The sequence below is a fragment of the Kurthia sp. YJT4 genome, assembly GCF_030219945.1.
In the GTDB taxonomy this organism is placed as follows: Bacteria; Bacillota; Bacilli; order Bacillales_A; family Planococcaceae; genus Kurthia; species Kurthia gibsonii.
The window spans coordinates 2,378,265-2,390,731 of sequence record NZ_CP126689.1 but is presented as its reverse complement, the minus strand read 5'-3'; the positions used below and the strand labels follow the sequence as shown (position 1 = coordinate 2,390,731).

Below are 12,467 nucleotides of genomic sequence, written 5' to 3'. Positions count from 1 at the left end.
GATAGGAGAGTTAGCTATGTTGTCACTCACGGAGGCACAATTAAAAATGTTGCCTGAAATGGCCGAGTCGCTGCAAATTCGTTATCGTATTTTGCAAATGGTTCAGATGCTTGGGCCGATTGGACGTCGTTCTTTAGCAGAGAGTCTATCATTGCCAGAACGAGAAGTTCGAAAAGAAACAGATTTACTCAGAGAACAAACATTAATGGATGTTAGTCGTTCAGGTATGACAATTACGGAATTAGGGGTACAAGTATTAGAGAAGTTGAAGCCACTTGTTTATGAGTGGTCAGGGATTTCAGATCTCGAAACACAGCTTCAAAAATTACTTGGCATCAAAAAAGTAATTATTGTTGATGGAAACCTTGATTTAGAGCCATCTGTTAAGACGTTGATGGGTGTCGAAGCGGTTACGCAACTTGAGCAATATGCGAAACCGCAAGATATTGTGGCAGTTACGGGAGGAAGTACGGTAGCTGCAGTATCAAACGCTGTTCAAAAATCAAATCGTTTAAAGGATTTAACTTTCATTGCTGCACGTGGAGGTATGGGTGTCGAAGTACAAATGCAGGCGAATACAATCGCTTCGAACTTTGCAACGAATTCGGGGAATGATTATCGCACGCTTTATCTACCGGAGCATTTAAGTGAAGCTGCTTATAATGCGATGAAGGAAGAACCGATGGTACAAGAGATGCTTGGACTTTACGAAAAAACATCGATTGTGATTCATGGAATTGGTTCTGCAGATGAAATGTCTGGTCGTCGAAAATCAACAGAAGCTGAGAGACAAGCACTTCAAAAATCGGGTGCTGTTGGTGAAGCTTTTGGTTATTATTTCGATGAAAAGGGTAAAGCAGTACAGAGAATAAGGACAGTTGGTTTGCAATTAGAGCAGGTCAAAAATTGTCCCACTATACTTGCAATAGCGGGTGGTACGAAAAAAGCAAAAGCGATTTTATCTTATTTCAAAAATGCAGCGAAGCAGACAATCTTTATTACGGATATGGCCGCAGCACAACAAATGTTTAAAATTATTCAAAAATAATAATGTATTTACAGGAGGAACAGATTATGACAATCAAATTAGCAATTAACGGTTTTGGACGTATTGGACGCTTAGTTTTCCGCACAGCTTTAGAGCGTGATGATATTGAATTAGTGGCAGTAAATGATTTAACTGATGCAGCGATGCTTGCACATTTATTAAAATACGATTCAGTACATGGTACACTTCCGAATAAAGTTACATCTGAAGATGACTGTATCGTGGTAGATGGTAAAAAAGTACGCGTTTATGCAGAAAAAGATCCTGTGAACTTACCTTGGGAAGCTTTAGGTGTAGATATCGTAGTTGAATCAACAGGGCTTTTCCGTGATCAAGATTCAGCAGGTAAACATTTAGAAGCTGGGGCTAAGAGAGTAGTCGTATCTGCACCTGGTAAAAACATGTCAACATTTGTTATGGGTGTAAACCATACTGATTATGACCCTAAAAAAGACTTTGTTATGTCGAATGCTTCTTGTACAACAAACTGCTTAGCTCCTGTAGCAAAAGTATTAGACGAAAAATTCGGTGTTAAACGTGGTATGATGACAACAATTCACTCATACACAAATGACCAAAAAATCTTAGACTTACCACACTCTGACTATCGTCGTGCACGTGCAGCTGGACAATCAATGATTCCAACAACAACAGGTGCAGCCAGTGCGGTAGCGAAAGTATTACCGAACTTAAAAGGTAAATTAGATGGTATGGCAATCCGCGTACCAACACCAAATGTATCGCTTGTCGACTTAGTAGCAGAATTAAATCAAGAAACAACAGTAGAAGAATTGAATGCGGTACTAAAAGAAGCATCTGAAAATGAATTACACGGTATTTTAGATTATTCAGATGTACCTCTTGTATCAATCGACTATAATGGTGTGACTTCTTCTTCAACAGTTGATTCATTATCAACAATGACTTTAGAAGGTAATCTTGTAAAAGTATTAGCTTGGTACGATAACGAAGCTGGTTACTCTACACGTGTTGTTGATCTAGTGGAATATATCGCAAAACAAGGTTTGTAATAAAAAAGATTAGCCATTACGTGGTAGATTGTATATAATGTATTTTGGAAAAAGGGGAGAAGTGAATAATAACTTCTCCTTTTTTTATGAAAAACACGAATATAAAATTTTAAGGAGGCTTTCTTCAAATGAATCCGAAGAAAACGATGAATGATGTAGAAGTGAAAGGGAAACGCGTATTTGTCCGTGTTGACTTTAATGTGCCAATGGAAGACGGTAAAATTACTGATGACACACGTATTCGAGCAGCACTTCCAACAATCAAGCATTTAGTCGATGAAGGCGCAAAAGTAATCTTAGCGAGTCACCTAGGACGACCAAAAGGTGAAGTAGTTGAGGATATGCGTTTAACTGCAGTAGGTAATCGACTTGCAGAACTTCTAGGAAAGCCTGTACTCAAACTAGACGAATCAGTTGGTGAAACAGTAAAAACAGCTGTTCACAACATGAATGATGGCGATGTAGTACTTCTTGAAAACGTACGATTCCACAAAGGTGAAGAGAAAAATGATGCAGAGTTAGCGAAACAATTTGCTGAATTAGCTGAAATTTATGTGAATGATGCATTCGGTGCGGCTCACCGTGCACATGCTTCAACAGCAGGAATTGCAGAATATTTACCAGCTGTATCAGGTTTCTTACTACAAAAAGAATTAGATGTATTAGGTAAAGCATTATCAGATCCAGAACGTCCATTCACAGCAATTATTGGTGGCGCAAAAGTAAAAGATAAAATCGGCGTAATTGATCATTTACTTGATAAAGTAGATAATTTAATCATCGGTGGTGGCTTAGCTTATACATTTGTGAAGGCTCAAGGTCACGAAATTGGTAACTCACTTGTGGAAGAAGATAAGATTGAATTAGCAAAAGAATTTATGCAAAAAGCAAAAGATAAAGGTGTCAATTTCTTAATGCCTGTTGATGCGGTAGTCGCTTCTGAATTTTCAAAAGATGCTGACTCTAAAGTAGTCGACATTGATGCGATTCCAGCAGACTGGATGGGCTTAGATATTGGACCAAAAACAGTTGCGTTATATGCAGACACAATTAAAAATTCAAAATTAATCATTTGGAATGGACCGATGGGTGTATTCGAAATGGAAAAATTCGCAGACGGTACAAAAGGTGTAGCTGAGGCAATGGCTGAAACAGCTGGTTACACAATTATCGGTGGCGGTGACTCAGCAGCAGCAGTTGAAAAATTCCATGTAGCAGATAAAATGGATCATATTTCAACAGGTGGCGGTGCTTCACTTGAATTTATGGAGGGTAAGGAATTACCAGGTGTCGTTGCGTTAAACGACCGATAAAAAAATTTGACAGACATAGCGAGAATTTTAGCTTGTCTGTCTTTTCAACAACATCACTATCTTAGGAGGATTTTGTCTATGCGTAAACCGATTATTGCAGGTAACTGGAAGATGTTTAAAAAGTTATCTGAGGCTGTACAATTCGTTGATGAAGTAAAAGGTCAAGTTCCAGCTGCTTCAAAAGTAGATGCGGTCATTTGTGCACCATTCTTATTTTTACCAACACTTGTTGAAGCAACAAAAGGCACAGATTTGAAAATTGGTGCTCAAAATATGCACTTCGAATTAGAAGGAGCATTTACAGGTGAAGTAAGTCCATCACAATTAGCAGATGTAGATGTTCAGTATGTTGTACTTGGACATTCAGAACGTCGTGAATACTTCAATGAGACTGATGAAGCGGTTAATAAAAAAGCACATGCTGCATTTGAAAATGGCTTAACACCAATCATTTGCTGTGGTGAAACATTAGAAGAACGTGAAGCAGGTCAAACGGTTTCAAAAGTTTCAACACAAGTAACAGAAGCTTTAAAAGGTCTATCAAAAGAGCAAGTAATTCAATCTGTGATTGCATACGAACCAATTTGGGCAATCGGTACAGGTAAAACAGCTACAGCAGAAGAAGCAAACGAAACATGTGGCGAAATTCGCTCAGCTATTTCAGAAGTATTCGGTGCAGATGTGGCAGACCAAGTACGCATTCAGTACGGTGGTAGTGTAAAACCAGGTAACATTGCCGAATTATTATCAATGGAGCATATTGACGGAGCTCTTGTTGGTGGCGCAAGTTTAGAGCCAGCATCATACCTACAATTATTGGAGGCGGGCGCAAATGGCTAAAGGACCAGTAGCACTCATTATCTTAGATGGTTTTGGATTACGTGATGAAGAATTCGGTAACGCAGTAAAACAAGCACATAAACCGAACTTTGACCGTTACTATGAAAAATATCCACACACACAGATTCTTGCTTCGGGTGAAGCTGTTGGCTTACCAGACGGTCAAATGGGGAACTCGGAAGTTGGACACTTAAATATTGGTGCAGGACGCGTCGTGTATCAAAGTTTAACACGTATTGGAAAAGCGATTAAAGATGGTGATTTCTTTACGAATGTTGCCTTATTAAAAGCAATTCAACACGTAAAAGAGAACAACTCGAAGCTACACTTAATGGGCTTATTATCAGATGGTGGCGTACACAGTCACTATGAGCATCTATTCGCCCTTTTAAAATTAGCAAAAGAGCAAGGTGTGAACGATGTCTATGTACATGGTTTCTTAGATGGTCGTGATGTAGGTCCAAAAACAGCGCTAACATATGTGGAAGAAACAGAGCGTCAAATGGATGAAATTGGCGTGGGTGAATTTGCAACAATTAGCGGTCGTTACTATGCGATGGATCGCGACAAGCGTTGGGATCGTGAGAAAAAAGCTTATGATGCGATTGTAGACGGTGAAGGACTTGTTGCAACATCAGCAAAAGAAGGCATTGAAGCATCTTATGCTCAAGGCACAAACGATGAATTCGTTGTACCATTCGTTGTTGAAAAAGATGGTCAACCTGTTGCGACACTTGACTCTAACGATGCAGTCATCTTCTTCAATTTCCGTCCTGACCGTGCGATTCAGTTATCGACTGCATTTACAAATCCGCACTTCGAAGGATTTGAATTAAGTAAGAAACATCCAAAAAATATTGAATTTGTATGTTTTAAGAAGTATAGTGAAACTGTTATCGGTCACATCGCATTTGACGATGAGAACTTAAAAAATACAATTGGTGAAGTAATTGCAGATGCGGGCTTACGTCAATTACGTATTGCAGAAACGGAAAAATATCCACATGTTACGTTCTTTATGAGCGGTGGACGTGAGGAAAAATTCGACCGTGAAAACCGTATTTTAATTAACTCACCAAAAGTTGCAACATATGACTTACAACCTGAGATGAGTGCTTATGAAGTGAAAGATGCATTGCTTGCTGAGATTAATAACGATCATACAGATGCCATCATTTTAAACTTTGCGAATCCAGATATGGTAGGTCATAGTGGAATGCTTGAACCGACAATTAAAGCGATTGAAGCAGTGGATGAATGTTTAGGTGAAATCGTTGATGCGATTCTTGCAAAAGGTGGCGCTGCCATTATTACAGCTGACCACGGAAACTCAGATGAAGTGGTAACACTTGAAGGGAATCCAATGACCGCACACACAACCAACCCAGTTCCAGTGATTGTCACAAAAGAGGGAATCACATTGAATGAAACAGGTAAGTTGAGTGACTTAGCACCAACGATGTTGAAATTACTAGATGTGAAACAACCAGAAGAAATGACAGGAACACCATTATTTTAAAACAGTAGGGAGATTATTAAACATGCCAATTATTACAGATGTATACGCTCGCGAAGTATTAGACTCACGTGGTAACCCAACAGTAGAAGTAGAAGTATTAACAGAATCAGGCGCATTCGGTCGCGCAATCGTACCATCAGGTGCTTCAACAGGTGAATACGAAGCAGTTGAATTACGTGATGGTGACAAAGGTCGCTACCTTGGTAAAGGTGTAACAAAAGCAGTTCAAAACGTAAACGATGTTATCGCACCAGCATTAATCGGTAACTACGCAGTAACTGAACAAGTAGAAATTGATAACAAAATGATTGAATTAGACGGTACAGAAAACAAAGGAAACTTAGGCGCAAACGCAATTCTAGGTGTTTCTTTAGCAGTAGCACGTGCAGCTTCTGAAGTACATGGTCTACCACTTTACAAATACATTGGTGGCGTAAACGGTAAACAATTACCAGTACCAATGATGAACATCTTAAACGGTGGCGAACACGCAGATAATAACGTAGATATTCAAGAATTCATGGTAATGCCAGTTGGTGCTAAAACATTCAAACAAGCATTACAAATGGGTACTGAAATCTTCCACTCATTAAAAGCTGTATTAAAAGAATCTGGTCATAACACAGCTGTAGGTGACGAAGGTGGTTTCGCACCAAACTTAACATCAAACGAAGAAGCATTATCTACAATCATTACGGCAATTGAGCGCGCAGGTTACAAACCAGGCGAAGAAATCCAATTGGCGATGGACGTAGCATCTTCTGAGTTATATTCAGATGAAGATGGTAAGTACCACTTAGACGGTGAAGGCGTTGTGAAGACTTCTGAAGAAATGGTTGATTGGTACGAAGAATTAACAAATAAATATCCAATCATCTCAATCGAAGATGGTCTTGACGAAAACGACTGGGCTGGTCACAAGTTATTAACAGAACGTATCGGCGACCGCGTGCAATTAGTAGGTGACGATTTATTCGTAACAAATACGAAAAAATTAGCACGTGGTATCGAAGAAGGCGTTGGTAACTCAATCCTAATCAAAGTAAACCAAATCGGTACATTAACTGAAACATTAGATGCGATCGAAATGGCAAAACGCGCTGGTTACACAGCAATCATCTCTCACCGTTCTGGTGAATCAGAAGATACAACAATTGCTGACATCGCAGTTGCAACAAATGCTGGTCAAATCAAAACAGGTGCACCATCTCGTACAGACCGCGTAGCGAAGTACAACCAATTACTACGCATCGAAGACGAACTAGGTAAAACAGCTGTTTACCAAGGCCTAAAATCATTCTACAACTTAGATAAATAATTCAAACTAAAAAGAGGAGTGCGCATTTGCGCGCTCCTTTTTTAGTTGGATAGAAGGTGGGGGTGGGGTGATGGATTCCCTTTAGTGGGTGGAATAGTCCCTTTCAGAGTGATGGATTCCCTTTCGTGGGTGGAATAGTCCCTTTCAGAGTGATGGATTCCCTTTCGTGAATGGAATAGTCCCTTTCAGAGTGATGGATTCCCTTTAGTGGGTGGAATAGTCCCTTTCAGAGTGATGGATTCCCTTTCGTGGGTGGAATAGTCCCTTTCAGAGTGATGGATTCCCTTTCGTGAATGGAATAGTCCCTTTCAGAGTGATGGATTCCCTTTCGTGAGTGGAATAAGTCCCTTTCAAAGTGATGGATTCCCTTTCGTGAGTGGAATAGTCCCTTTCAAAGTGCAGGATTCCCTTTCGCGAGTAGAATAGTCCCTTTCAAAGTGGTAAATTCCCTTTCGCGAGTAAAATAGTCCCTTTCAGAGTGGTAGATTCCCTTTCGCGGGTGGAATAGTCCCATTCAAAGTGATGGATTCCCTTTCGCGAGTGGAATAGTCCCTTTCAAAATGATGGATTCCCTTTCGCGAATGGAATAGTCCCTTTCAAAATGGTAGATTCCCTTTCGCGAGTAGAATAGTCCCTTTCAAAGTGCAGGATTCCCTTTCGTGAGTGGAATAGTCCCTTTCAAAGTGGTAAATTCCCTTTCGCGACTAAATCAGTCCCTTTCATACAAACCTCTACCCCCTCCTTCCAATAAATTTTCACCTAAAACAAACAAATTTAAGTCTTAAAATCAATAAAAGCTAGCTTCACAGAGCAAAAAGTGGTATGAATAAGTAGAATGAAAGGAGATGACCTGAATGGCATCATTAGAATATTATGTACAAGAAAGTCAAAATCTAGCTGTGTTAGGCGAAACAGCTTCTTATATCCCTGCACTTGATGAGCAGGACCCTTCCCAATTCGCTGTGTGCTTGATTGATGAAAAAGGAAATCAGTTTTTAGCTGGCGACACAACGACACCTTTTACCCTTCAAAGTATTTCAAAAGTAATCTCGTTTATTTATGCGTGTGAAGAAATGACGCTCGATTATGTTTTACAGTATGTAGACGTTGAACCAACGGGTGATTCATTCAATTCGATTATTCGTTTAGAAAATACGGAGTTTGGTAAACCATTCAACCCGATGATTAATGCAGGGGCGATTACTGTAACGTCTCTATTACCTGGACAAAATCGTGAAGAGAAGTTCCAACATCTATGCGACTTTATGGGGAAAATGATTGGCGAACCTGTAAAAATTAATCAAGAAGTGTATGAATCAGAAATTAAAACAGCGGATCGAAACCGCTCGATTGCGTATTATTTAAAATCGAATCATATTTTACAAGGCGATGTGGAGAGCGTGCTAGATGTTTACTTCCGACACTGTGCAATTGAAGTGACAGTGGAGAGCTTGGCGCGTATTGGTTTGATTTTATCGAATGATGGTGTCGACCCGATTACGAATGAACGCTTCTTCTCAAAAGAGATTTCAAAAGTAGCAAAAGCATTGATGCTGACATGCGGTATGTATAACGCTTCAGGGAAGTTCGCAACATTCGTTGGCTTGCCATCTAAAAGTGGTGTGTCAGGCGGTATTTTAAGTGTGGCAGAACATGAAGACTTACAAGGGCTACAAGGGAAAATTGGAATTGCGACATTTGGGCCAGCTATCGATCCAATCGGAAATAGTGTAGCGGGAATTGAATTTTTAAAACGCATTTCGATTGAATATGATTTAAGTATATTCTAAATAATTTACATTTATCGCTATGTACAAAGCGAAGTTCATGTTAAAATGGAAGTATCATTGTATTCGTGTGAAATAGCAGGACATTGTCAATTGAACAATGTTGTCGTGTTTTTTGATTCAGGAGGTGGAATGTATGCATACAGCAATTCTAGTTGCATTATTAATTGTATCAGTCGCATTAATTATCGTGGTTTTATTACAATCTAGTAAAAGTGCAGGTCTTTCAGGAGCCATCTCAGGTGGTGCTGAACAACTTTTTGGTAAACAAAAAGCGCGTGGTATGGACCTAGTGTTACACCGTATCACCATTGTACTTTCAGTTATTTTCTTTGTTTTAGCAATCGCTATCGCAAAATTTTAATGAACAGATGATAACCGTCTAACCACCATGAGGTTAGGCGTTTTCTGTTATATATTGGAGGTTTGTGCTATGAAAATTTCATTACCGAAGCCATTTTTCTTTGAAGGAGGCCCACGAGCGGTCTTATTATTACATGGGTTTACAGGGAATTCAGCCGATGTGCATATGTTAGGACGTTTTTTACAAAAGAACGGTTATACAACGATGGCTCCGCATTATAAAGGACATGGGACATCCCCAGAAGAATTAATTCATACAGGACCTGCAGATTGGTGGGCGGACGTACAACATGCTTATCAATCACTACAAGAGCAGGGATATGAAGAAATTGCTGTCGCTGGACTGTCACTTGGTGGCGTATTTTCGCTAAAATTAGGTTACACAGCGCCCTTAAAGGGAATCGTCACGATGTGTGCTCCAATGTCGATGCGTACAACTGAAAAAATGTTTGAAGGTGTGTTAAAATATGCCTATGATTTTGGGCGAGCACATGCTTATACAGAAGACGAGCAAAAAGCATTACAGCAGCATTTAAAAGAGCAGGGAATGCCGTCACTACAAGAATTACGTCAATTGATTATTCAAGTACGTGAACAAGTAGACGAGATTTATGCTCCGATCTTTGTGGCGCAGGCAAGTAAAGATGAGGTCATCGATATTCACTCTGCACAATATATTTATGACACAGTCGAATCCAATGACAAAACGATTAAATGGTATGAGAATTCAGGTCATGTCATTACATTAGATCAGGAAAGAAAAGAGTTACAGCAAGATATTTTGGACTTCTTGAATACATTAGATTGGTCCAAGTAATCAAATACAAACATGCTGTACAAGGAGGGAAGATTTATGAATTTTGAACAACAAATACTCACGCTGATGAAACAAGAGAACTATAAGCCTTCAACGGTTTCAGAAATCGAAGATCAGCTGGGACTAACAGATGCCGAGGACTTTAAAGAATTGGTCAAAGCATTTGTAAAACTAGAGGAACAAGGACGTATCGTTCGCTCAGGACAAGATCGCTATGGTTTACCAATTCAAATGAATCAAGTACGTGGACGCTTCATCGGACACGCGAAAGGATTCGGATTTGTAGCACCAGAAGAAGAAGGTATGGACGATATTTTCATTCCACCAACTGCCACAAATGGCGCGCTAAATACAGATACGGTATTAGTGAACATCTCGAAATTAAAATCCGGTGAGCGACGTGAAGGTGAAGTCGTAGAAATTATCGAACGCGGAAACTCAACAATCGTTGGGGAATTCCAAGCGAATCGTGGTTTCGGCTTTGTTGTACCAGATGATAAAAAGTTTGGCACAGATATTTTCATTGCGAAAAATCACACACTTGGTGCAGTAGACGGACATAAAGTAGTCGTCGAAATTACAGAATGGCCAGATGGTCGTCATTCAGCAGCGGGGATTGTAACAGCGATTTTAGGGCATAAAAATGACCCAGGTGTCGATATTTTATCCATTATTCACAAGCACAATATCGATGTGGATTTCCCGCAAGAAGTATTAGATGCCGCAAAAGCAATTCCAGATACAGTTCAACCACAAGACTTAGAAGGTCGTCGTGATTTACGTGACCAACTGATTGTGACAATTGACGGTGAAACAGCGAAAGACTTAGATGACGCTGTAACGGTAACGAAAAATGATGATGGCACGTATAAACTAGGTGTACACATCGCAGACGTTAGTCACTATGTAACAGATGGTTCACCACTTGACCGTGAAGCGTATGACCGCGCGACAAGTGTCTATTTAACAGACCGCGTGATTCCGATGATTCCACACCGTTTATCAAACGGTATTTGTTCATTGAATCCACAAGTAGACCGTTTGACATTGTCATGTGAAATGACGATTAATGCACAAGGGATTGTCGTTGATCACGAAATTTTTGAGAGTGTCATTAACACAACAGAACGTATGACATACACAGATGTGTATAAAATTTTAGAAGAAAAAGACGAAGCGCTTATTAAACGCTACGAACCATTAGTACCGATGTTCGAACATATGAAAGAATTATCGGCCATTTTACGAAATCGTCGTGAAAAACGTGGTGCAGTAGACTTTGACTTCAAAGAATCTGCAGTTGTTGTAGATGAAAAAGGATGGCCAGTTGACGTAGTTATTCGTGAACGAACAGTAGCAGAAAAGTTAATTGAAGACTTCATGTTAGCAGCGAATGAAACAGTGGCAGAACATGTATTCAACATGAAGCTACCATTCATCTACCGTATTCACGAAGATCCAAAACCTGAGAAGTTACAACGCTTCTTCGAGTTTATTACAAACTTCGGTATCCTTGTAAAAGGTAAGGGCGATACAGTGGATCCAAAAGCTTTACAACAGATTTTAGAGTCGGTAGAAGGACAACCTGAATACCCAGTAATCTCTACAATGATGTTACGCTCGATGCAACAAGCGAAGTATAGCCCAGAATCACTTGGACACTTTGGTTTATCAACAGAGTTCTACACGCACTTCACATCACCAATTCGTCGTTACCCTGACTTAATTGTGCATCGTTTATTACGCACATATGTCATCAATAAAGACACATCAGGCAAAACAATTGCGTATTGGGGAGCGCATATGGAAGAAATCGCAAACCATACGTCAGAACGTGAACGCCGTGCAGTCGATGCGGAACGTGATACAGAATCGATTAAAAAAGCACAGTACATGTCAGATAAAATCGGTGAAGAGTTTGAAGGTATCGTGAGCTCGGTAACGAACTTCGGTATGTTTATCGAACTTGAAAATACGATTGAAGGACTTGTGCATAATAGTAATCTAACAGATGACTACTACAACTTTGATGAACGTACAATGTCGATGATTGGCGAACGTACAGGACGCATCTTCCGCATTGGTGACAAAGTGAAAGTTAAAGTACATGATGTGAACTTAGAAGAATCATCTGTCGACTTTATCGTTGTCGGTATGCCAGCGCCACGTGCGAAATCAGGCAGACCAACACGCGTCATTACAGCAGGTGGACGAGGTGCGAAGAAGAAGTCTGAAGGACAAAAAAGTAGCGGTAGCGGCAATTCGAAATCGCGCCGTACACCGAGCGGTCCAAAAGTGAACGGTAAAACACGTAAACAAGACCGTAAACGCAGTACGGAAGGCGAACCGAAAAAAGCGCATAAAGGCAAAAAGTTCTATGAGAGCATTGCCAAGCAACAGAAGAAAAAAGGACGCAAAAAGAAAAAATAAC

At 40.0% G+C, this 12,467-nt stretch carries 10 protein-coding genes; all 10 read left to right on the top strand.

What is annotated here, in order from left to right:
• Positions 1-16 precede the first annotated feature (16 nt).
• The 10 genes from QN089_RS11860 to rnr all read left to right on the top strand — a co-directional run bounded on the left by QN089_RS11860 (position 17) and on the right by rnr (position 12,466).
• Positions 17-1,048, top strand: a complete 1,032-nt coding sequence (locus QN089_RS11860) for a sugar-binding transcriptional regulator (RefSeq protein ID WP_285215382.1) — start codon at positions 17-19, stop codon at positions 1,046-1,048.
• A gap of 26 nt (positions 1,049-1,074) precedes the next feature.
• Positions 1,075-2,079, top strand: a complete 1,005-nt coding sequence (gap, locus tag QN089_RS11855; protein ID WP_285215381.1) for a type I glyceraldehyde-3-phosphate dehydrogenase — start codon at positions 1,075-1,077, stop codon at positions 2,077-2,079.
• Positions 2,080-2,207: 128 nt separating this feature from the next.
• On the top strand, positions 2,208-3,392 hold the full coding sequence (locus QN089_RS11850) for a phosphoglycerate kinase (RefSeq protein ID WP_068451241.1): 1,185 nt from the start codon (positions 2,208-2,210) through the stop codon (positions 3,390-3,392).
• A gap of 78 nt (positions 3,393-3,470) precedes the next feature.
• Positions 3,471-4,232 (top strand): triose-phosphate isomerase, encoded by a 762-nt coding sequence (gene tpiA, locus QN089_RS11845; RefSeq protein ID WP_087679979.1) that lies wholly within the window; start codon positions 3,471-3,473, stop codon positions 4,230-4,232.
• On the top strand, positions 4,225-5,751 hold the full coding sequence (gpmI, locus tag QN089_RS11840; protein ID WP_285215380.1) for a 2,3-bisphosphoglycerate-independent phosphoglycerate mutase: 1,527 nt from the start codon (positions 4,225-4,227) through the stop codon (positions 5,749-5,751). Before tpiA ends, gpmI begins: the two co-directional genes overlap by 8 nt.
• A gap of 22 nt (positions 5,752-5,773) precedes the next feature.
• Complete coding sequence (gene eno, locus QN089_RS11835) at positions 5,774-7,069, top strand: phosphopyruvate hydratase (protein ID WP_068451249.1); 1,296 nt, start codon at positions 5,774-5,776, stop codon at positions 7,067-7,069.
• A gap of 854 nt (positions 7,070-7,923) precedes the next feature.
• Positions 7,924-8,859, top strand: a complete 936-nt coding sequence (gene glsA, locus QN089_RS11830; protein WP_285215379.1) for a glutaminase A — start codon at positions 7,924-7,926, stop codon at positions 8,857-8,859.
• Between the two features lie 133 nt (positions 8,860-8,992).
• A complete protein-coding gene (gene secG, locus QN089_RS11825) occupies positions 8,993-9,220 on the top strand; it encodes a preprotein translocase subunit SecG (RefSeq protein ID WP_068451255.1) in 228 nt (75 codons plus the stop codon).
• A 69-nt stretch (positions 9,221-9,289) separates the two neighbouring features.
• Complete coding sequence (locus tag QN089_RS11820; protein WP_068451257.1) at positions 9,290-10,036, top strand: alpha/beta hydrolase; 747 nt, start codon at positions 9,290-9,292, stop codon at positions 10,034-10,036.
• A gap of 36 nt (positions 10,037-10,072) precedes the next feature.
• Positions 10,073-12,466 (top strand): ribonuclease R, encoded by a 2,394-nt coding sequence (gene rnr / locus QN089_RS11815; protein WP_285215378.1) that lies wholly within the window; start codon positions 10,073-10,075, stop codon positions 12,464-12,466.
• Position 12,467 lies beyond the last annotated feature (1 nt).

Coding starts and splice junctions, on each gene's coding strand:
- secG (WP_068451255.1), top strand. CDS start 8,993: ATGCATACAGCAATTCTAGTTGCATTATTAATTGTATCAGTCGCATTA.
- glsA (WP_285215379.1), top strand. CDS start 7,924: ATGGCATCATTAGAATATTATGTACAAGAAAGTCAAAATCTAGCTGTG.
- gap (WP_285215381.1), top strand. CDS start 1,075: ATGACAATCAAATTAGCAATTAACGGTTTTGGACGTATTGGACGCTTA.
- QN089_RS11820 (WP_068451257.1), top strand. CDS start 9,290: ATGAAAATTTCATTACCGAAGCCATTTTTCTTTGAAGGAGGCCCACGA.
- QN089_RS11850 (WP_068451241.1), top strand. CDS start 2,208: ATGAATCCGAAGAAAACGATGAATGATGTAGAAGTGAAAGGGAAACGC.
- QN089_RS11860 (WP_285215382.1), top strand. CDS start 17: ATGTTGTCACTCACGGAGGCACAATTAAAAATGTTGCCTGAAATGGCC.
- rnr (WP_285215378.1), top strand. CDS start 10,073: ATGAATTTTGAACAACAAATACTCACGCTGATGAAACAAGAGAACTAT.
- tpiA (WP_087679979.1), top strand. CDS start 3,471: ATGCGTAAACCGATTATTGCAGGTAACTGGAAGATGTTTAAAAAGTTA.
- eno (WP_068451249.1), top strand. CDS start 5,774: ATGCCAATTATTACAGATGTATACGCTCGCGAAGTATTAGACTCACGT.
- gpmI (WP_285215380.1), top strand. CDS start 4,225: ATGGCTAAAGGACCAGTAGCACTCATTATCTTAGATGGTTTTGGATTA.